Origin of the sequence: Roseomonas haemaphysalidis (genome assembly GCF_017355405.1) — a bacterium.
GTDB classification, from domain to species: Bacteria; Pseudomonadota; Alphaproteobacteria; order Acetobacterales; family Acetobacteraceae; genus Pseudoroseomonas; species Pseudoroseomonas haemaphysalidis.
Genome location: NZ_CP061177.1, coordinates 1,094,626 through 1,115,711, shown reverse-complemented (window position 1 = coordinate 1,115,711; position 21,086 = coordinate 1,094,626). Strand labels below are relative to the sequence as shown.

Annotated in this window: 17 protein-coding genes; 1 reads left to right on the top strand and 16 read right to left on the bottom strand. The window is 70.5% G+C overall.

The window, feature by feature from the left end; translation table 11 throughout:
* Positions 1-11 precede the first annotated feature (11 nt).
* The 15 genes from IAI59_RS05110 to IAI59_RS05040 all read right to left on the bottom strand — a co-directional run bounded on the left by IAI59_RS05110 (position 12) and on the right by IAI59_RS05040 (position 17,104).
* On the bottom strand, positions 12-1,121 hold the full coding sequence (locus tag IAI59_RS05110) for a glycosyltransferase family 4 protein (RefSeq protein ID WP_237180923.1): 1,110 nt from the start codon (positions 1,119-1,121) through the stop codon (positions 12-14).
* A 4-nt stretch (positions 1,122-1,125) separates the two neighbouring features.
* Positions 1,126-3,012: a potassium transporter Kup gene (locus IAI59_RS05105; RefSeq protein WP_207419076.1), complete on the bottom strand. Its 1,887-nt coding sequence runs from the start codon at positions 3,010-3,012 to the stop codon at positions 1,126-1,128.
* Between the two features lie 290 nt (positions 3,013-3,302).
* Positions 3,303-4,091 carry an amino acid ABC transporter ATP-binding protein gene (locus IAI59_RS05100; RefSeq protein ID WP_272874670.1) on the bottom strand — a complete coding sequence of 263 codons (789 nt, stop codon included), beginning with the start codon at positions 4,089-4,091 and terminating at the stop codon, positions 3,303-3,305.
* Positions 4,092-4,134: 43 nt separating this feature from the next.
* Positions 4,135-5,280, bottom strand: coding sequence for an amino acid ABC transporter permease (locus IAI59_RS05095; protein ID WP_207419077.1), 1,146 nt, complete (start codon positions 5,278-5,280; stop codon positions 4,135-4,137).
* 111 nt (positions 5,281-5,391) lie between these two features.
* Positions 5,392-6,594 carry an amino acid ABC transporter permease gene (locus tag IAI59_RS05090; protein WP_207419078.1) on the bottom strand — a complete coding sequence of 401 codons (1,203 nt, stop codon included), beginning with the start codon at positions 6,592-6,594 and terminating at the stop codon, positions 5,392-5,394.
* An 86-nt stretch (positions 6,595-6,680) separates the two neighbouring features.
* Positions 6,681-7,769: an amino acid ABC transporter substrate-binding protein gene (locus IAI59_RS05085; RefSeq protein ID WP_408887623.1), complete on the bottom strand. Its 1,089-nt coding sequence runs from the start codon at positions 7,767-7,769 to the stop codon at positions 6,681-6,683.
* Positions 7,770-8,205: 436 nt separating this feature from the next.
* A complete protein-coding gene (gene rpsO / locus IAI59_RS05080; RefSeq protein ID WP_408887624.1) occupies positions 8,206-8,478 on the bottom strand; it encodes a 30S ribosomal protein S15 in 273 nt (90 codons plus the stop codon).
* 5 nt (positions 8,479-8,483) lie between these two features.
* Positions 8,484-9,485 carry a tRNA pseudouridine(55) synthase TruB gene (truB, locus tag IAI59_RS05075; protein WP_207419079.1) on the bottom strand — a complete coding sequence of 334 codons (1,002 nt, stop codon included), beginning with the start codon at positions 9,483-9,485 and terminating at the stop codon, positions 8,484-8,486.
* A 188-nt stretch (positions 9,486-9,673) separates the two neighbouring features.
* Positions 9,674-10,072 (bottom strand): acyl-CoA thioesterase, encoded by a 399-nt coding sequence (locus tag IAI59_RS05070; RefSeq protein ID WP_207419080.1) that lies wholly within the window; start codon positions 10,070-10,072, stop codon positions 9,674-9,676.
* Positions 10,069-10,509, bottom strand: a complete 441-nt coding sequence (rbfA, locus tag IAI59_RS05065; RefSeq protein ID WP_207419081.1) for a 30S ribosome-binding factor RbfA — start codon at positions 10,507-10,509, stop codon at positions 10,069-10,071. Before rbfA ends, IAI59_RS05070 begins: the two co-directional genes overlap by 4 nt.
* Positions 10,510-10,612: 103 nt before the next feature.
* Positions 10,613-13,396: a translation initiation factor IF-2 gene (gene infB, locus IAI59_RS05060; RefSeq protein ID WP_207419082.1), complete on the bottom strand. Its 2,784-nt coding sequence runs from the start codon at positions 13,394-13,396 to the stop codon at positions 10,613-10,615.
* A 60-nt stretch (positions 13,397-13,456) separates the two neighbouring features.
* Positions 13,457-14,062: an RNA-binding protein gene (locus IAI59_RS05055; RefSeq protein WP_207419197.1), complete on the bottom strand. Its 606-nt coding sequence runs from the start codon at positions 14,060-14,062 to the stop codon at positions 13,457-13,459.
* 73 nt (positions 14,063-14,135) lie between these two features.
* On the bottom strand, positions 14,136-15,686 hold the full coding sequence (gene nusA, locus IAI59_RS05050) for a transcription termination factor NusA (protein WP_207419083.1): 1,551 nt from the start codon (positions 15,684-15,686) through the stop codon (positions 14,136-14,138).
* Between the two features lie 4 nt (positions 15,687-15,690).
* Entirely contained in the window at positions 15,691-16,311 is a 621-nt protein-coding gene (gene rimP, locus IAI59_RS05045) for a ribosome maturation factor RimP (protein ID WP_207419084.1), read from the bottom strand.
* A 277-nt stretch (positions 16,312-16,588) separates the two neighbouring features.
* A complete protein-coding gene (locus IAI59_RS05040) occupies positions 16,589-17,104 on the bottom strand; it encodes a hypothetical protein (RefSeq protein ID WP_207419085.1) in 516 nt (171 codons plus the stop codon).
* 265 nt (positions 17,105-17,369) lie between these two features.
* On the opposite strand from IAI59_RS05040, the gene IAI59_RS05035 reads away from it, so the two are divergent.
* Positions 17,370-19,331 carry an alpha/beta hydrolase domain-containing protein gene (locus tag IAI59_RS05035; RefSeq protein WP_207419086.1) on the top strand — a complete coding sequence of 654 codons (1,962 nt, stop codon included), beginning with the start codon at positions 17,370-17,372 and terminating at the stop codon, positions 19,329-19,331.
* A 238-nt stretch (positions 19,332-19,569) separates the two neighbouring features.
* Here the strand turns inward: IAI59_RS05035 and IAI59_RS05030 are convergent, their stop codons facing one another.
* Positions 19,570-20,946, bottom strand: a complete 1,377-nt coding sequence (locus tag IAI59_RS05030) for a glycosyltransferase family 4 protein (RefSeq protein ID WP_207419087.1) — start codon at positions 20,944-20,946, stop codon at positions 19,570-19,572.
* Positions 20,947-21,086 lie beyond the last annotated feature (140 nt).

Below are 21,086 nucleotides of genomic sequence, written 5' to 3'. Positions count from 1 at the left end.
TTCGGGGGAATTCATTCCCCCGACCTTTGCACCAGTCCCAGCCAGGGCCGGATCCCCCCCAGCAGCATTTCCGCCTGCGCCGGCCAATCCGCCAGCCCCGCCCCGCGCAGCAGCGCGCCGCGCGCCAGCCGCGCCCGGGTGGCGGGGTCCAGCATCCGCGCCATGGCGGCGGCCAGGGCCTCCGGTGTCGCGGCGGCGGCCAGCAGCCCGGTCTCGTTGTCCGTCACCTGCTCGGCCAGCCCGCCCACCGGGGTCGCCACCACCGGCACGCCGCAGGCGAGCGCGATGGGCAGCACGCCGGACTGGCTGGCTTCGCGATACGGCAGCACCAAGCTGCGGGCGGTGGCGACCAGCGGCGGGATGGCGGCATCCGCGACCCAGCGGGGCTCCACGGTCACGCCCGGCAAGGTGGAAAGGCCGGGGGCGGCGCGTTCCATGTCCCCTTCCCCCACCACGCGCAGGGTGGCGGCGGGGTGGGTCTGGCGCAGCAGCGCGAAGGCGTCGCGCAGCAGGTCGAGCCCCTTGTAGGCCCGCACCCGGCCGAAGAATAGGAAGTCATGGGTGGCCTCCACGCCCACCGGCACCGGCCCCGGCAGGTGCGCGCCGAGCGGCTGGCGGAACAGCGGAAGGGCCGGCGCCCCGGCGCGGATCGCCCGCTCCACGGCGGCGGACAGCACCACGGCACCGCGCGCGGCGGCCAGTTCCCGCCGCAGCCGCCAGTGCCACAGCAATGCCGGGTCGCCGGGGTGGGGTGCCGCGTCGTGCAGCACGGGCACGAAGGCGATGCCGGCCCGCTTCAGAACAGGGGCCACCAGCGGCGTCCAGAGATGCGGCATGGCGGACAGCACGACATCGGCGCGAAAGTCCCGCGCCTGCCGCGCCAGCCGGCGGGCCAGCCCAGGCACCCGCGCGGTGCCGAGCAGGAAGCCGGGCGCGCCGGAATAGGTGGGAACGGCGTCGCAGGGCAGGCCAAGGGCAGCGAACCCGGCCGCCAGGTCGCCTTCGCGGGAGATGGACAGGGCGACCTCGGTGCCGGGCACCGCCGCCAGGCCGCGGGCGAGGCTGAGGGCGAACTGCGCGCCGCCGCCCCGCCGCCCCCAGTACCAGAGCAGAACCCGCAAGCGGCTAGATCGCCACCCGCACGCCCAGCTCCACCACGCGGTCGCTGGGGATGCGGAAGAATTCGGTGGCGGGCACGGCATTGCGGCTCATCACGGAAAACATCGCCTGCTGCCAGCGGGACAGCTTGGGCACGGCGGCGGCCACCAGCGTTTCGCGGCCCAGGAAGTAGGAGGCCTGCATCGGGTCGAAATCGACGCCGTGCTCGCGCAGCGCTTCCAGTTCCTTGGGGATGTTGGGGCTTTCCTGGAAGCCGTAGTGCAGGATGACGCGGTGGATGCCCGGCGCCATCTCGGTGACCTCGCGGCGTTCGGCCGCCTGCGGCTCGTCCTCGTTGATCACGGTGACGAACAGCACCCGCTCGTGCAGCACCTTGTTGTGCTTGAGGTTGTGCAGCAGCGCGTTGGGCAGGTAGTCGGCCTGCCCGGTCATGAAGATGGCGATGCCCGGCACCCGGATGGTGCGCGACTGCGGCAGGCGGGCGATAAACGACTTCAGCGGCAGGCTGTCCTGCCGGAAGCGGTCGAACAGCAGGTCGCGGCCGCGCCGCCAGGTCAGCATCATGGTGAACAGCACGGCGCCCAGCGCCAGCGGCACCCAGCCGCCATCCGGCACCTTCAGCACGTTGGCGATGAAGAAGCTGGCATCCAGCAGCGCCAGCGGCACCATCACCACGGCGACGCTGAGCAGCGACCAGCCGAAGCGCCGCCGCAGCACCATGCCGGCCAGCGCCGAGGTGCAGATGAAGGTGCCGGTGACCGCGATGCCGTAGGCCGCGGCCAGGCTGTCCGAGTTGTGGAAGGCCAGCACCAGGATCACCACGCCGACCAGCAGGGCGTAGTTGATCTGCGGCATGTAGATCTGTCCCTCCTCGGTCTCGGAGGTGTGGTGCACCACGAGGCGCGGCAGGAAGCCCATCTGCACGCATTGCCGCGCGATCGAGAAGGCGCCCGAGATCATCGCCTGGCTGGCGATGATGGTGGCGGCCGTGGCCAGCACCACCAGCGGCAGCCGCAGCCATTCCGGCGCCAGCAGGTAGAAGGGGTTTTCCAGCGCCGTGGGGTCGGACAGCAGCAGGGCGCCCTGGCCCAGGTAGTTCAGCGTCAGCGACGGCAGCACGAACCACAGCCAGGCGAAGCGGATCGGGCGCGCGCCGAAATGCCCCATGTCGGCATACAGCGCCTCGGCCCCCGTCACCGCCAGCACCACGGAGCCAAGCGCGATAAAGGCCGCCAGCTTGTAGGTGGCGCAGAAGGTGATGGCGTGGTGCGGGCTGAGCGCCACCAGCACCTCCGGCTCCTTGAGCACCTCGATCAGGCCGAGGATGCCGAGGCTGGCGAACCACACCGCGGTGATCGGGCCGAAGACCTTTCCCAGCCCGTGCGTGCCGCGGTACTGCACCAGGAACAGCGCCACCAGGATGACCAGCGACAGCGGGATGATGGCGCGGTCGAAGACCGGCGAGATGACCTTCAGCCCTTCCACCGCCGACAGCACGGAGATGGCGGGGGTGATGATGCCGTCCCCGAAGAACAGCGCGGCGCCGATGATGCCGGCCAGCACCACGAAGCGGCGGGAGCGGTCCGACCGCGCGACGCGCTGGGCCAGGGCCATCAGCGCCAGGATGCCACCCTCGCCCTTGTTGTCGGCGCGCAGCACCAGCAGCACGTATTTGACCGTCACCACCAGGATCAGCGACCAGAAGATCAGGCTGAGGATGCCCAGGATCTCCCACCGCTCCAGCCCGTCGGCCGAGAAATGCAGCAGCGAGGCGCGCAGCGCGTAGAGCGGGCTGGTGCCGATGTCGCCGAACACGACGCCCAGCACCCCCAGCAGCAGGGCAGGGGTCAGCGGGCGGGTATCAGGGGCGGATTCTTGAAGGGACACGGCCATCGCTGCGGTGTTGCTGGGGTGCCACGCATAGGCTTGGGGGAGGTTGGGGCGCAAGAGCGCGGCGTCCGGGGGCACCTGTGGCCCTTGCGGGGGTGCTGCCCCCTCGCATTCCCCCGGCAGCGAACGGGATCTCCCGCACCCCGGGCCGGCGGGGCCCGGGGGTGTTCCTGGCACGTTGTTGCGAAAGCGATTTCGCGCGCGTCCCGCCTTTCCGGCCGTGAAAGGCGGCTCCAGGGGGGCCCGGCCCCCTGGACAGGAAAAACGCGAAAGGGGCGGCGCGAGGCCTGTGCTCAGTGGCCGCGCAGGATCTGGCTGAGGAACATCTTCAGCCGGTCTGTCTTGGGGTCGTTGAACAGCGTGTCCGGCGCCCCCGACTCGACCACCTCGCCACGGTCCATGAACACCACGCGGTCGGCCACCTGACGGGCGAAGCCCATCTCGTGGGTCACGCAGATCATGGTCATGCCGGTGTCGGCCAGCATCACCATGGTGTCCAGCACCTCCTTGATCATCTCCGGGTCGAGCGCCGAGGTCGGCTCGTCGAACAGCATGATCTTGGGCTTCATGCACAGCGCGCGGGCGATCGCCACGCGCTGCTGCTGGCCGCCGGACAGCTGGCCGGGGTACTTGCCCGCCTGCTCCGGGATCTTGACCCGGCGCAGGTAGTCCATCGCCAGTTCCTCGGCGTCCTTCTTGGGCATGCGGCGGACCCAGATGGGGGCCAGCGTGCAGTTCTCCAGCACCGTCAGGTGGGGGAACAGGTTGAAGGACTGGAACACCATGCCGACCTCGCGGCGGATGGCGTCGAGGTTGCGCAGGTCGCCGGTCAGCTCCATGCCGTCGACGACGATGCGGCCTTCCTGGTGCTGCTCCAGCCGGTTGATGCAGCGGATCATGGTGGACTTGCCAGAGCCTGACGGGCCGCACACCACCACGCGCTCGCCTTCCGCCACGCTGAGCGAGACGTCGCGCAGCACGTGCATGGCGCCGTACCACTTGTTGACCTTGTCCATCAGGATGGCCGGCGGCGCGTCCACCCGGGCGGCGGAGGCGACAGAGGTATCGAGGGCGGTGCTCATGGGCGCGCTCCGTTGCGGGAAGGGTTGACGGGGGTGGCGGCCATCAGCGCACCCGGTGGCGGTTCAGCTCGCGCTCCAGCCCCTGGCTGTAGCGGGACATGGCGAAGCAGAACACGAAGTAGATCAGGCCCACGAACACGTAGACCTCGATGCCGAAGCCCTGCCAGGCGGGCTCCACCACCGCCGTCTTGCCGGCGGTCAGCAGGTCGAAGATGCCGATGATCAGCACCAGCGAGGTGTCCTTGAACATGCCGATAAAGGTGTTCACCAGCGGCGGGATCACCAGCCGCAGCGCCTGGGGCAGGATGATGAAGCCGGTCTTGTGCCAGTAGGACAGGCCCAGCGCGTCCGCCGCCTCGTACTGCCCGCGCGACAGCGCCTGCAGGCCGCCGCGGATCACCTCGGCCAGGTAGGCGGCGGCGAACAGGATGATGGCGGCCTGGGCGCGGAGCAGCTTGTCGATGTTCATGCCCTCGGGCAGGAACAGCGGGAACATGACGCTGGCCATGAACAGCAGGCTGATCAGCGGCACGCCACGGATCAGCTCCACGTAGACCACGCAGAGCATCTTGATGGCCGGCATCTTGGACCGCCGGCCGAGCGCCACCAGCACCGCCAGCGGAAAGGCCAGCGCGATGCCGAAGGTGGACAGGATCAGCGTGATGACCAGCCCGCCCCAGCGCTCCTGCGGCACGTAGGGCAGGCCCGCGAAGCCGCCCCACATCAGCGCGCCGATCACGGCCAGCGTGGCCACCCAGACCAGCGCCAGCTCCTTGCGCCAGAAGCGGCGCATGGCGGACACGACGTAGAGCCCGATGAACAGCAGGATGCACAGCAGCGGCCGCCACTGCTCCTCGTACGGATAGGTGCCGAACAGGATGAAGCGGTGCTTTTCCGTGATCACGGCCCAGCAGGCGCCGGAGCCCTGCAGCGCACGGCAGGCCTGGGTCTGCGAGGTGCCCTGGGCGTTGGTGGGCACCCACCAGATGGCGTTGACGAAGGCCCAGTCGATGAAGCCGATGGCCCAGCGGACGATCAGGTAGGCCAGCGCCAGCGTGACGGCGGTGGACAGCCAGGAGGAGAACAGGCTGGCCCGCAGCCACGCCACCGGCCCCACCACCGTGATGGGCGGGCGGCGGGACGGGGTTTCGGCGGGCACCACGGGGGCGTCTGCGGTGAAATCGCTCATGGGACTACCGCTCCACCGGCGCGAAGCGCGCGGCATCGCTGGCCCCGAGGCCAGCGGCCCTGGAACGGCCGGCCATGCCGCAGCGGGAGATGAGACAGTTCTCCATGGCCTTTACCGCTCCACCAGCGCGATGCGCGCGTTGTACCAGTTCATGAACAGGCTGATCGACAGGCTGATGCACAGGTAGACGCCCATGATGATGGCGATGCCCTCGATCGCCTGCCCCGTCTGGTTCAGCGTCGTGTTGGCGATGGACACGATGTCCTGGTAGCCGATGGCCACCGCCAGCGAGGAATTCTTGGCGAGGTTCAGGTACTGGCTGGTCATCGGCGGCACGATCACCCGCAGCGCCTGCGGCAGCACCACCATGCGCATGATGCGCCCGCGCGACAGGCCCAGCGCCTCGGAGGCTTCCCACTGGCCCTGCGGCACCGCCTGGATGCCGGCGCGGACGATCTCGGCGATAAAGGCGGCGGTGTAGGTCACCAGCCCGGCCAGCAGCGCGAAATACTCCGGCGACATGTTGCTGCCGCCGGTGAAGTTGAAGCCGCGCAGGGCCGGGATGTCGCCCTGCCAGGGGGCGCCCAGCGCCGCCCAGATGACCACCGGCAGCACCACCATCAGCCCCAGCGCCGCCGGCCACACGCGGCGCGGCTGGCCGTCCTGCATGCGCTTGGCGCGGGCGGAGCGGGCATAAAGGATGGTGGCGACCACGCCGAAGACGAAGCCGAGCAGCGCGAAGCTGTGCGCGTCCTGCCACTGGATCCAGGGCAGCCGCAGGCCGCGGTTGGACAGGAACACGCCGGTGACCGGGTTCAGCGCCTGCCGGGGCGCCGGCAGGGTCTGCATGATGGTGTACCAGAACAGTAGCTGCAGCAGCAGCGGCAGGTCGCGCACCACCTCGATGTAGGTGGCGGCGATGCGCGACAGCAGCCAGTTCTTGCTCAGCCGCGCGATGCCGACCAGCGTGCCCAGCACGGTGGCCAGCACGATGCCGACCACCGCGACCTTGAGGGTGTTCAGCACGCCCACCAGCAGCGCGCGGGCATAGGTGCTGGCCGGGGTGTAGGTGACCAGGGACTCGGCGATCGGCAGCCCTGCCTCGCGCTGCAGAAAGCCAAAGCCGGTGGCGATGCGCCGCACTTCCAGGTTGTGCTGGGTGTTGCGCACCAGCCACCAGACGATGCCGACGACGGCGCCGACGATCAGCACCTGCCAGATGATGGCGCGGAACCGCTCATCCGCCCAGGACAGGCGGATGCCCTGCCTGGGCGGGGCGCGCAACAGCCGGGGATCGGCGGCGGTATCGGACATGGCGGGGCCTCGTTGCTCATGTTGGCCGGTGCCCTGGCGAGCAGGGCGGCGGCGGCCGGGCTCAGGCCCGGCCGCCGCCTGTCAGATCAGCGGAAGGGGGGCGAGTACTGCAGGCCGCCCTTGGTCCACTGCGCGTTGGGGCCGCGCTGGATGCCGATCGGCTCCAGGTTGCGGGCAAAGATCTCGCCGTAGTTGCCCACCGCCTTGATGACGCGCGCCGCCCAGGCATTGTCCAGGCCCAGCATCTGGCCGAGGCCGCCGTTCTTGCCCAGCATGCGCTGCGCCTCGGGCCGCGCGTCGTCGGCCGCCGCCTTGTCCACGTTGGCCGCCGTGATGCCCAGCTCCTCGCCCGACAGCAGCGCGTAGTGCGTCCAGCGCACGATGTCGGCGAAGCGCGCGTCGCCCTGGCGCACGAACGGGCCCAGCGGCTCCTTGCTGATCACTTCCGGCAGGATCTTGTGCTCGGCCGGGTTGGGCTGCGCCGAGCGCGTGGCGGCCAGGCCCGAAACGTCGGTGGTGTAGGCATCGCACCGGCCGGCGGCATAGGCGCCGACAAGCTCCTCCAGCCGCTCGATCACCACGGGGGTGAACTGGATGTTGTTGGCGCGCGCCCAGTCGGTCAGGTTCTGCTCGGTGGTGGTGCCCGGCTGCACGCAGACGGTGGCGCCGTTCAGCTCCTTGGCGCTGTTCACGCCGGTGCTGGCCTTCACCATGAAGCCCTGGCCGTCATAGAAGTTGATGGCCGGGAAGTCGAAGCCGAGCGAGGTGTCGCGCGACAGCGTCACGGTGGTGTTGCGCGCGGCGACGTCGATCTCGCCGGACTGCAGGGCGGTGAAGCGGCTTTGCGCCGTCAGCGGCACGTAGCGCACCTTGGAGGCATCGTTCAGGATCGCGACCGCGAGCGCCTTGCAGTAGTCGACGTCGAAGCCGGTCCAGACGCCGCGGCTGTCGGGCTGCGCGAAGCCGGCCAGGCCGGTGTTGACGCCGCACACCAGCGTGCCGCGCGAGCGGATGGCATCCAGCGTGTTGCTGGACGGCGCGGCGGGGGCCGCGGCGGGCGCCTGGGCCAGCGCGGGCAGCGCGCCGGCGGTGGCCAGCACGGCCGCGATCAGGCCGCGCCCGCCGATCAGGCGCAGGTGTCGACGGAAGCCGGCAAGCCGAGTGAACGTCATCATACTCTCCCAATCCCTGGAACCCGGCCGGCAGCGTGCCGGCGGGGCGCCCCGTGCCGCCCTGAAAGGACCAGCGCCAAGGCGGCGGCCCCTGAGGACCACGCCGTCAAAGCCCTAGCCTTGCCATGAACAAGACGCAATCGTGCCATGCGGTCTCACTGAATGAGAATGAACAGCGGAGGTTCCATTAGCAAGGACCAGGCCAGCGGCGAAGTCGTCTATGCCCCGGCGCCTTCCGCCAGCCACCGCCCAGCGGTGCCCATGAAACAGGCAGATCGGGCGGGCTGACCGCCCTGCCGGCAGCATGGGCCGGGCAGGACCTGGTTCCGTCCCCCCTCCGGCATGGTGCTGGCGGCTCCGGGGCCACCGGCACCCGGGCCACAACGAAAAACGCCGGCCCCCTTTCAGGGGCCGGCGTTTGCTCAGGCGTGCAGCGCCTTTAGCGGCGCAGGCCCAGGCGGCCGATCAGGCTCTCGTAGCGGCTCTGGCTCTTCTTCTTGGTGTAGTCGAGCAGGCCACGGCGCTGGCCGACCAGGACCAGGAGGCCACGGCGGCTGTGGAAGTCCTTGGGGTGCACCTTCAGGTGCTCCGTCAGCGACGAGATGCGCTCGGACAGCAGGGCGACCTGCACTTCCGGGCTACCCGTGTCGCCCTCCTTAAGGGCGTATTCCTTGATGATCTCGGCGCGGCGCTCTGCGGTCACCATCGACATCGGCTTCAGCCTTTCTGTTCTGTGTCGCTGTCCGCGCCCACGGGCGGCGGTGCGACGAATGTCGTCTCACCCGGGCCCAGCCATCGTTCCGGCTTCACGAGACCGGCATCGAGCCTGGCAAGACCCTTCAGGCGCCCCCCCGCCATCGCGCGCACCAGGCCCCCTTCGGGGTTGGCGTCGTCCGGGATCCGCCCCATCAGCTCGACCAGGGAGATGGTCTGGCCAAAGGAAAGGCGGGCAGCCTCTGCGTCCGAAAGGGCCAGTGCCGGGATGTCGGCCAGCGCGGTCGTGACGGGCAGCAGGAGGTCCGGGGAAGGGGGCGGGGTATCGCCGGTTCCGGCCAGCTTGTCCAGCGGAATCGCCGCCTCCTCCAGGAAGGGGCCGACCCGCATGCGGCGCAGCGTCGCGATGTGCCCGACGCTGCCCACCGCGCGGGCGATGTCGCGCGCCAGGCTGCGCATGTAGACGCCTTTGCCGGACTGCACCGTGAAGATGGCGGTGTCGGCGTCGGGGCGCGACTCCAGCTCGAACCGGTCCACCCGCGCGGGGCGCGGCGCCAGCTCCACCAGCTGGCCCTCGCGCGCCATGTCGTAGGCGCGCTCGCCGTTCACCTTGATGGCCGAGTAGATCGGCGGGATCTGCATGATGTCGCCAATGAAGGCGGGCAGCGCCGCGCGGATCTCGTCGTCCGTCGGGCGCTTGTCGGAGGTGGCGATGGTCTTGCCGTCGGCGTCGTCCGTGTCCCGCTCGTCGCCGAAGCGCAGCGTGAAGCGGTAGGTCTTGGTGCCGTCCATGACGTAGGGCACCGTCTTGGTGGCCGCGCCAAAGGCGATCGGCAGCACGCCGGTGGCCAGCGGGTCCAGCGTGCCGCCATGGCCGACCTTCTGCGCGTTGAAGGCACGCTTGAGCTTGTTGACCACGTCGGTCGAGCCGACGCCGGAAGGCTTGTCGACGATCAGCCAGCCATCGAGGGCAATCCCACGCGGCTTGCGGTGCGGGCGAGGCATCAGGGCAGGTCTCTCAGCAGTCGCAGTTGAAACGGTGGGGGGGCAGCGGGAAAAGCGAAGCCGTTCTCTTTTGGAAAAAAGAACCGGGAAATCTTGTCTGAAAGCGGGGGCTGGCAGGCAGCGCTTCCTGCTTTCAGGCAAAGTCCTTTTGCTTCTTTTTCTTTAGAAAAAGAAGGATCTCGCTTCCCTCACACCAACGGCACAGGCCGGGAACGCCCCGTCTGGTCCAGCGCCACAAAGGTGAAGACGGCGGTGGTGACGCGGTTGGTGTGGTCCCCTTCCCGCTCCCGCCGCCAGGCTTCCACCCGGATGCGCATGGAGGTGCGGCCGGTGGACAGCACCTCGGCATACAGCGAGACCTCGTCGCCGACGCGGACGGGGGAGATGAAGCTCATCGCCTCCACGGCCACGGTGGCGCAGCGGCCGCGGGCGCGGCGCGTGGCGGCGCTGCCGGCGGCCATGTCCATCATGCCCATCAGCCAGCCGCCGAAGATGTCGCCCGCCGGGTTGGTGTCGGCCGGCATGGCGGTGATGCGGATGACGGGCGCGCCCTCGGGGGGCTGCTCGGGCTGCTCGCGCGCGGTCATTCGGCGTCGTCGTTCCCGGCCGTGTTGGCCCCGGGGCTGGGCGCCTCGGGCTTGCGCAGGTCCTGGGCCACCACCGGCTGGCGCATCACCTGGTCGATATGCGCCGCGTATTCCAGCGCCTCGTCCTGGTGGAAATGCAGCTCTGGCGCGGTGCGCAGCCGCACCTTCTGTGCCACCTGCTTGCGCAGCCAGGGCTGGATGCGCTTCAGCCCGGCCATCTGCTCGTCGGTCAGCCGGCGGCCGAGGCCCGACACAAAGCAGGTCATGTGCATCAGGTCGGGCGAGGCGCGCACCTCGGTGACGGTGACGCGGGTGTCGAGCAGGTCCGCGTCGCGGATCTCGCCGCGCGCGAACACGGCCGACAGCGCGTGGCGCACTTCCTCGGCGACGCGGAGCATGCGCTGGGTGGGGCCGGAGCCGGCCGCTTGCTTGGCCATGGTGGGGGTCTTCCGAAAAGAGCCGCACCCCGGCGGAGACCCGCCGGGGTGCAGAGAAAGGCAGGAGGGCGCGCCGGCCGGGGCCGGCGCGCGGCGGCGGCTGTTACACCGCGGCCACGGTCTCCGTCTCGTAGCACTCGATCTGGTCGCCGACCTTGATGGCGTCGTAGTTGGCGAAGCTCATGCCGCACTCGTAGCCGTTGGTGACTTCCTTGACGTCGTCCTTGAAGCGCCGCAGCGTCGCCAGCTCGCCCTGGTGGATGACCACGCCATCGCGCAGCAGCCGCACGCCGCAGCCGCGCTTGACCACGCCCTCGGTGATCCGGCAGCCGGCGATGTTGCCCAGCCGCTTGACCTCGAAGACCTCCAAGATCTGGGCGTAGCCCAGGAACTTCTCGCGCTGGATCGGCGCCAGCTTGCCGCGCACCATCGCCTCGATGTCGTCCGACACCTCGTAGATGATGGAGTAGTAGCGGATCTCCACCCCGTCGCGGTTGGCCATCTCGCGCGCCTGGCCGGTGGCCCGCACGTTGAAGGCCACCACCACGGCGTTGGACGCCTTGGCGAGCTGGATGTCGGACTCCGTGATCTGGCCCACGGCGCTGTGCAGCACCCGGACCTTCACCTCGTCGCGCGACAGCTTGTTCAAGGTCACGCCGAGCGCCTCGGCGGAACCCTGCACGTCCGCCTTGACGACGACGGCCACTTCCTTCTGCACGCCCGCCGCGATGCGCGCCATCATGTCGGACAGCGTGCCACGGGCGGCGCCGGCGGCGGCCGCCTGCTTGTCGCGGTTGCGGCGCTGGCGGTACTCGGAAATCTCGCGCGCCTTGCCCTCGTCTTCCACGAAGGTCAGCGGCTCGCCGGCCGTCGGCACGCCGGACAGGCCCAGGATCTCCACCGGCAGGCTCGGCCCGGCTTCCTTCATCTGGCGGCCCTTGTCGTCCAGCATGGCGCGTACGCGGCCCCATTCGGCGCCGGCCACCACCATGTCGCCCTGGCGCAGCGTGCCCTTCTGGACCAGCACGGTGGCCACGGGACCACGCCCCTTGTCCAGCTTGCTTTCGATCACGGTGCCCTCGGCGCCGCGCTCGGGGTTGGCGCGCAGGTCCAGCACCTCGGCCTGCAGCAGGATGGCTTCCTGCAGCTTGTCGAGGTTCATCCCCTTGGTGGCGGAGACCTGGATCTCCTGGGTGTCGCCACCCAGGCTTTCCACGATCACCTCGTGCTGCAGCAGCTCCTGCCGCACGCGGTCCAGGTTGACGCCCGGCTTGTCGATCTTGTTGACCGCCACGATCAGCGGCACGCCGGCCGCCTTGGCATGGTGGATCGCCTCGATGGTCTGCGGCATGACGCCGTCATCGGCCGCCACCACCAGCACCACCATGTCCGTCACGCTGGCGCCGCGGGCGCGCATGGCGGTGAAGGCGGCGTGGCCCGGCGTATCGATGAAGGTGATCTTCTGCCCACCCGGGATCGTCACCTGATAGGCGCCGATGTGCTGGGTGATGCCGCCGGCCTCGCGCGCCGCCACGTCGGTCTTGCGCAGCGCGTCCAGCAGGCTGGTCTTGCCGTGGTCAACATGGCCCATGATGGTCACGACAGGCGGGCGCGGCAGCAGCTCGGTGTCGCTGTCGACGGCGCCTTCCAGCCCCTGCTCGACATCGGACTCGGACACGCGGCGCACGCGGTGGCCGAACTCGTTGACCACCAGCTCCGCCGTGTCGGCGTCGATGCTCTGCGTCAGCGTCGCCATCACGCCCATGCGGAACAGCGCCTTGACCACCTCGCCGCCCCGGGCGGCCATGCGGTTGGCCAGCTCCTGCACGGTGATGGACTCCGGCACCACCACGTCGCGCACGACCTTGACGCCATCCGAGCGCAGGCGCGCCAGCTCCTGCTGGCGGCGCTCGCGCTCACGGGCGCGGCGGACCGAGGCCATGGAGCGCGAGCGCTCGTCCTCGCCCTCGATCGCGGCGGCGACGTCGATGCGGCCGTCGCGGCGGCGGTCGGTGACCGGCGCCTTTTTGACCGGCACCGGCATCGGCTTCTTGGCGGCCAGCGGGCCACCGCCGGCCGGGCGGCGGACGGGGCTGCGACGCTCCTCCTCGCCACCCTCGTCACGGCCACGCAGCGTCAGGCGCGGCGCGCCGGGCGCACCGGGGGCCGCGGCGGCGGGGGCACCGGGGGCGGCGCCGGGGCGGCGGAAGCCGGCCCCCGGGCCTGCGGCGCCGGGGCCACCGGCCCGCGGCGGGCCACCCGCCGGGCGGACGCCCGGCGCGGCATCGCGGGCGCCATCCCGCACGGGGGCGCGCACCGGCGCCGCGGCCTGCGGCGGCGCGTTGCGGCGGGCTTCCTCTTCCACCTTGCGGCGGGCTTCGTCCTCGGCCTTCTGGCGCGCTTCCTCGGCGGCGCGGGCCACGGCCTCCTCGGCCGCGCGGCGCTCGTCCTCGGCCTTGCGGGCCGCTTCCTCGGCGGCCGAGCGCAGCATCAGCGCCTGGCGCTCGCGCGCCTCGCGCTCACGCTGGGCTTCCTGGCGGCGGTGCTCTTCCAGCACCCGCATGCGGGTGGCCTGCTCGCCCTGGTTCAGCGGGCGGTTGGCCGGGCCGGCCGCGGCGCCGCGCGACGGGCCACCGGCCCCGCGCGGCGGACCGCCAGCCGGGCGCGGCCCGCTGGCCGTGCCGCCGGGCTTGGATGTCGTGTTGGTGGGTGCCGGCGCGCCGGGGGCGCGCTTCTTCACGACCTCCACCTGCACCGTCTTGCTGCGGCCATGGCTGAACGATTGCCGCACGCTGCCGGCCTGCTCGGTCTTGCCAAGCTCCAACCGGCCGCTGGGCCGTAGGCTCAGCCGGCTCTTGCCGGCGTCCTGCTCGTTCTGGTCACTCATGCGCTCGCTGGTATCCGATCCGTTTTCAGCCATGTATCCAAACGCGAGCCGTTGCCGGGCTCACGACCCCGCCCCGTACGCGTTGACAGAAATTCCGGCCAAGCGACCAGCCTCCTGTGTGATGATTGTGGCGATACGCCCGGACGCGATGGCCACATGCACCGCATGGTCCCGCCCGAACACCGCCCCGAGTTCCTCGGCGGTCAGCATGGCCACCACGGGCGTTTGATGCCCGCCTTGTAGCCGCCGCCGCTCCGCCGCGCTGCCATCCACCGCCTCCACCAGCAGCCCGGCACGGCCGGACTGCAACCATTCCCGCACCTGCTGGAACCCACAAACGGCTTGCCCGGCACGCCGGGCCAGCCCAACGTGGTCGCGCAGCCGAGCGCGGAGACCTTGCTCGATGCTGGCGCGGAGATCGGGGGGCGGTATGACCAGCCCTTTGGCCGCCTTCGAGAAGGCGCCGCGGGCCTGCGCGCGTTCTAGCACATCGGCGCGCGCGCTCAACCACATTCCCCGCCCGGGCAGCCGCCCGGCGAGGTCGGGCACCAGCTGGCGCCCCGGGCTGAGCACGAAGCGCAGCATGGTCTCCTTGGGCCCCGTTTCCCGCGTCACGATGCAACGACGCAGCGGCCCCCTGTCCGGGTCCGCCGCATCGCCTTTCACGGGCTTGGGGGCACGCTCCGGCACCCGGTCCGGAACAGGCGCCGCCTGTTCCGGCTCAGGCACGGGACTGGTTTCAGGAAGGCTGGTCGTCGGTCTTCTCCTGCGCACCACCCTCGGCCGCGAACCAGTGCTCGCGCGCCGCCATGATGATCGCGTTCGCCGTATCCTCGTCCACCGCCTCGGTGCCCAGGATCTCGATCAGTTCGTCGGCCGCCAGGTCGCCCAGGTCATCCAGCGTCTTGATGCCCTTCTCGCCCAGCGTCACCATCATGGCCGGGCTGAAGCCGCCGGCCTCGCCCACCGCGTCCTCGACGCCAAGCGCGCGGCGCTTCTCGTCCAGCTCCTCGTCACGGCGGTCCAGGAAGGCCTGGGCGCGGCGCTTCAGCTCCGCGGCCACGTCCTCGTCGAAGCCCTCAACGTTGGACAGCTCCTCGTCCTCCACGTCGACCAGCTCCTCGACCGTGCCGAAGCCCTCGGTGACCAGCAGGCCGGCGATGACGTCGTCCACGTCAAGCGCCTCGACGAACAGGCCGGTGCGCTTGCGGAACTCTTCCTGCCGGCGCTCGGACTCTTCCGCCTCGGTGAGGATGTCGATGTCCCAGCGGGTCAGCTGGCTGGCCAGCCGCACGTTCTGGCCGCGGCGGCCGATGGCGAGCGAAAGCTGGTCATCGGGCACCACGACTTCAACCCGGCGGGTTTCCTCGTCCAGCACCACCTTGGTCACCTCGGCCGGCGCCAGCGCGTTCACCACGAAGGTCGGGTTCTCGCCGGACCAGGGGATGATGTCGATCTTCTCGCCCTGCAGCTCGGCCACCACCGCCTGCACGCGCGAGCCGCGCATGCCGACGCAGGCACCCACCGGGTCGATCGAGCTGTCGCGCGAGATCACGGCCATCTTGGCGCGCGAGCCCGGGTCGCGGGCCACCGCCTTGATCTCGATGATGCCGTCGTAGATCTCCGGCACCTCCTGCGCGAAGAGCTTGGCCAGGAAGCCCGGATGCGTGCGGCTCAGGAACACCTGCGGGCCGCGCGGCTCCTCGCGCACGTCGTAGATATAGGCGCGCACGCGGTCGCCGTTGCGGAAGGTTTCGCGCGCGATGGTCTCGTCCCGGCGCAGCAGGGCTTCCGCGCGGCCGAGGTCGACCATCAGGTTGCCGTACTCGGTGCGCTTGACCACGCCGTTGACGACCTCGCCCACGCGGTCCTTGTACTCGTTGAACTGCTTGCCGCGCTCCACCTCGCGCACGCGCTGCACGATCACCTGCTTGGCGGTCTGCGCGGCGATGCGGCCGAAGTCGATCGGCGGCAGCGGGTCGACGATGAACTCGCCTACCGTGATGCCCGGCTGCACCTTGAGCGCGATGCGCAGCGGGATCTGCGTGTCCTCGTTCTCGACCGGCTCCTGCTCCACCACCTCGGACCAGCGGGACAGCTTCACCTCGCCGGTGCGGCGGTCGATGACGGCGCGGATGTCCTTTTCGTGCCCGTACTTGGCGCGGCCGGCCTTCTGGATGGCCTGCTCCATCGCCTCCAGCACCTCGTCGCGCTCGATCATCTTCTCGCGCGCCACGGCATCCGCGACCTGGAGAAGCTCCGGGCGGGCAATGCTGATGTCCACGGCCATGATCCTAGTTCCTCTTGGGCAAGGGGGCGGCGGGGGCGTCGTCCTCGGGGTCGTCTTCCAGACCCTCGTGCGACACCCCGGCCTGCGCCGCGCTGGCGGCAATCAGCTCGTCGGTCAGCACCAGCTTGGCGCGGCGCAGGTCGGCGCGGGGCAGGGTCACCTCCCCCGCATCCTCCAGCTTGAGCCGCACCGAAGCCTCGTCCACCCCGAGGATGAAGCCGCGGAAGCGCCGCCGCCCCTCGATCGGGATGCTCATCTCGGCGATCGCCAGATGGCCGGCGAAGCGCTCCCAGTCCTTGGTGCGCGTCAGCGGCCGGTCGATGCCGGGCGAGGACACCTCCAGGTGCCATTCGCCCTTGAACGGGTCGTCCACGTCCAGCACCGCGCCGGCGGCGTGGCTGATCGCCTCGCAGTCGGCCACGCCGATCAGCCGGCCGTCGGTGCGGTCGGCCATGATCTGCACGGTGGGGGTCTGCTTGCCCTGGATCATCACGCGCACGACCTCGTAGCCCATCGCGGCGAGCGTGGGCGTGATGGTGGCGGCGATCCGGGACTCGAGGCCCTCAGATGCGGGAAGTTCGTCGATCTCGTCCAAAAACAAAAAAAGGCGGCCGGTTAAGGCCACCCCCCTGGCTATGCCGTGAAGATGTTCTGTATCGGCATATAGGCTCGCACCCGGTGGGCGGCAAGCGAAACAACAGGGCCTTGCCGGGAATGGCCGGCACCGGCGGGGGCGGTTCGGAAGAAGCCGTTCTTTTTTGAAAAAAAGAACCAAGAAACTTTTGTCAGTGTGGCAGCGCGCCCGGCCCCATGCGCCAACCTCATCATAAACAAGGTCTTTTTGCTTCTTTTTCTTCAGAAAAAGAAGATGCCGCACCCTTCATCCGGGTGGGGACGGGCTGTCAAACCAGTCCGAAGGGCAGGCGCGCTAGGTGCGTCACCCGGCAGCGCCCATGCGTGCGTACCGACAGCACCGCGCCCGACAGGCGGTTGTCGTGCACCTGCGCCAGCCCGAAGCCATGCAGCGTCAGCAGCAGAAAGTGGCCCGTCACCCGCACCAGATACAGCCCCGGCACCAGCCCACCATTGCGCGCCAGCGACAGCAGCGTCGGGCCACGGCCGCCCGGGGTATCGAGCGGCAGCGGCAGGCTGGGCTGGCCGGCCAGCTGCAGGGCGGCCAGCACGTCGCGCCAATAGGCGGTGACGATCTCGGGCTGGTGCACGTAACGCTCGGGCGCCACGCGGTGCAGCAGCGCGCAGGCCTCGGCGTAGCCGCAGCCGGCGGCCAGCGCGATGGCGGCGGGGCCGCACCAGCCGGTGTGGCCGCCCCGCTCCAGCGTCAGCCGCGCGGCGGAATTCTCGGCCAGCCGGAGCCCTGCCGCGGGGGTCGCGATCCGCCGTCCGTCCTCTCTCTGCAATGGTGGTCCCCCCAGCTCCGGGCGCCCAGACGGTGGCGCCGACCCGGGGTCACGGTGTCGTGCGCGGCGGGCGAGCGTCAACGCCGGTGTGCGGCGCAACAGCGCTTCCCCCAGGGCTGTTGCATTCATGTCACAGGGCTGTTGCCTCAGCGCAACCGAAGCCATTCCGCCGGCGCCGCGCGCCGTGGGGTTTGCCAGCCTCGCCCTGCTGCGATCTGATGGCGGGCGGCCGCCCGCCGGGCGCGCCCAACCGGAGGAAACCCGCATGCCGCGTCCCACCGTGGCGGCGCTCGCCGCCCTGGCCCTCGCCACGCTCGCCGCCACGCCGGCCGGGGCCGAGGTCAGCCGCTTCGAGGTGCTGTCCCGCCAGCAGCCGGCACTGGATGGCCGCAGCTTCGGCCCCGCCGGCACCGCCGAGAAGATCACCGCCCGCGCCACCATCGCGCTGGACCCGGCCGACCCGCGCAACGCGGTGATCGCCGACCTGGCCGCCGCGCCGCGCAACGCCGGGGGCCGGGTGGAGGCCACCACCGACGTGGTGATCCTGCGCCCCGCCCGACCCAACGGCACGCTGCTGTTCGAAGTGGTCAACCGCGGCCGCAAGCTGTTGCCCGGCTGGGTGGGCGACACGGATGGCGCGAGCGCGATCCGCCTGAACAGCGCCGAGGATGCCGGCAACGGCTTTCTGCTGGAACAGGGCTACACGCTGGTCTGGGCCGGCTGGCAGGGCGATGCCCCGGCGGGCGCCGACCTCCTGCGCATTGCCCTGCCCACGGTGCCGGGCCTGGCCGGCCCGTCGCGCGAGGAATGGAGCTTCACGGACACGGCCAGCCCCAAGCGGGTGGCGCTAAGCTACCCCATCGCCGACCGCGGCAGCCTGCGCCTGACGGTGCGCGGCCATGCGGACGATACCCGCGCCACGCCGGACGGCCTGGCCCTCAACGTCATCGACGACAGCACGGTGGAGATCACCCGCCCCGCCGGCGCCGCGCCCGGCGCGCTGTACGAGCTGACCTACACGGCGCGCGACCCCAAGGTCGCCGGCATGGGGCTGGCCGCGATCCGCGACGTCACCAGCTTTCTGCGCCGCGACGGCAGCGACGCCAACCCGCTGGCGCAAGGCGGCCGCAGCGGCATCTCGCGCGCCATCGGCCTCGGCATCTCGCAATCCGGCCGCGTGCTGCGCGACGTGCTGTATGTCGGCATGAACCAGGACGAGGCCGGGCGGCTGGTGTTCGAGGGCATGATGCCCGTCATCCCCGGCGCGCGGCGCAGCTTCACCAATGCCCGCTTCGCCCAGCCCGGCCGCAACCCCGGCCCGCAGTTCGACCGGCTCTACCCCGTGCTGGACTTTCCCTTCACCTACCCGGTGACGGAGGACCCGCTGAGCGGCCGCCGCGACGGGCTGCTGCTGCGCTGCGCGCAGAGCAACTCCTGCCCGCGCATCATGCAGGTCGATTCGGAGTTCGAGTTCTGGGGTTCCCAGGCCAGCCTGCTGGTGACCGACGCGCAGGGCCGCCACCTGGACCTGCCGCCGGAGGTGCGGCTTTACCTGCTGAGCGGCACGCCGCACGGCAACGTCTGGAACGCCACCGTCACCCGCAGCCCCGCCTGCGCCCTGCCACTGAACCCGATGAGCGGCGGCCCCGCGCTGCGCGCCCTGCTGGTGGCCATGCAGAACTGGATCGACCAGGGGGTGGAGCCGCCGGCCAGCCGCTTTCCCACCCTGGCCCAGGGCACGCTGGTGCCGGCCGCCGCGGTCTACCCCGCGCCCATCCCGGGGCTGGACTACCAGGGCCGCTATGTTCGCGCGCAGCACATCGTCCCGGGCACGCCGCTGCCGGAAGCGCGGGGCGGCTACCCGCTGCTGCTGCCGCGCGCGGGGGCGGACGGCAACGCCATCGCCGGCATCCGCCTGCCCGCCCTCGCCGTGCCGCGCGCCACCTATACCGGCTGGAACGCCCTGCCGGACGGTGCCGGCGGCACGCAGGGCCTGTGCACGCAGCAAGGCGCCACCCTGCCGCTGGCCGCGACACGCGCCGAACGGGACGCCGCCCACGACCCCCGCCCCTCGCTGGAGGAGCTCTACCCGACGCCGGATGCCTATGTGGAAGCGGTGCGCGCCGCGAGCGCCCGGCTGGTGGACGAGCGCCTGCTGCTGCCGGCCGATGCCGAACGCAGCATCGCGGCAGCGCGGGACGGGACGCTGGCGAAGCTCGCTCGGTAAGGGTGGCGCCAGTGGCCTTTGAGGGGGCGCTGCCCCCTCAAGCTCCCCCGGCAGGGGATTGAATCCCCTGCACCCCCGGTTGTTGGCGCATTCCGGGAAATGCTTAAAAGATTGTTATTGCTAAATATTTATTCGCTTCGCGTGAAGCGCACGTCCAGACAAACGGGGGTCCAGGGGATTCAATCCCCTGGCGGGGAGAGTTTGAGAGGGGCAGCGCCCCTCTCAAGCCACCCGCGACTTATTCCGCCGCCAGTGGCAACGGCGCCGCTGCCGCGCCGCCGCTGCCCGGTTCCACCTTGACGCCGAGCCGGGCGTAGACCTCGGCCAGGCGGCGCTCGTACTGCTCGGCGCTGAACAGGGCGGCGCGGCGGGGGCCGGCCTGTTCCAGCCAGCCGCGCAGGTCGGCATCCTTGTCCAGGGCGCGGATGGCTTCCACCATGGCGCGCACGTCGTAGGGGTCCACCGTGATGGCGGCGTCGCCCACCACTTCCGGCAGGGAGGAGGTGTTGGAGGTCATCACCGGCGTGCCGAGCTTCATGGCTTCCAGCGCCGGCAGGCCGAAGCCCTCGTAGAGCGAGGGGAACAGGCAGGCGCGGGCGCCGCGGATCAGCGAGATCAGCAGCCTGAAGGGCGCGTAGTCGAGCAGGATGATCTTGCGGCGGGTGCGCAGGATGGAGCCTTCCTGCACCTGGAAGCGGATGTGGTCGTCGAACAGGAGCTTCAGCTCCTCCTCGCTTTTCCAGGCCTGCTTGCCGACGATCACCAGCGGCAGGTCGGAGCCGGAGGACAGAAAGGCCTCGATCATGCGGCCCACATTCTTCTTGGGCTCGATCGCCCCGAAGAACATGAAGTAGCCCTTCCAGTCGAGGCCGAAGGAGCCCTTGATCTCGTCCATCGCCTCCGGCACCGGCTTGTCGGAGAACTTCCGCGGGATCTCGACCGACTGGTAGGTGTTGGTCACCTTGTCCGGGTCGGCGCCCAGCAGGTTGACGATGTCGCGCTTGGAGGCCTCGCTCACCGTGATGATGTGGTCGGCCTTCTTCACCAGCAGGCGGTTCAGCCGGAAGTAGCGGCGCTTGTGATCCAGCGTGGTGTAGGGCAGCCGCAGCGGCACCAGGTCGTGCAGCGTGTAGATGTTCTTGGCGCCCGGCACCCGCATGGCCAGCGGGTAGGTCCAGTGCATGATCTCGGGCGGGCGGGGCATCCGCACCGTCATGCGCGCCTTGTAGTGCCGGAAATGGTTGTGCGCGACGGTGAAGCCGTTTTCCACGTTCCACAGGTGGTCGTAATGCGGCATGCGGCTTTCAAAGGTGGTGGACACCACCTTGCCCGTCACCGGCACGCCGCTGGCGTATTCGCCGAAAGGCGACAGCATGGTGCGGCGCGCCGAGCGCACCCAGCGCAGCCAGGCATTGGCCTCGCCCACCCGGTTGTCGAAAAACGCGATCTCGCGGATCAGCGGGTTGCGGCTGGGGCTGGCGCGGGTGCCGTACAGCACGCCGACCTCCGCCCCCAGCCCGCCCAGCCGGAAGCTGAGGTTGCGCGCATAGGTGGCGACGCCGGTCCCCTGGTCGAGCGCGAGATTGTGGCCGTCGATGTAAATGCGGGGACGCATGGACCGGAATCCTCGGGACAATGACACGCGGCGGCGGCAGCGGCTGGAGCGCGGCCGTGCCGTGGCGCCAGGGTAGCCGTTCGGCCGGCCGCCGGCCATCGCTTGCTTTGCATGCTGGGGCAGGGGAAACACGCTGGATG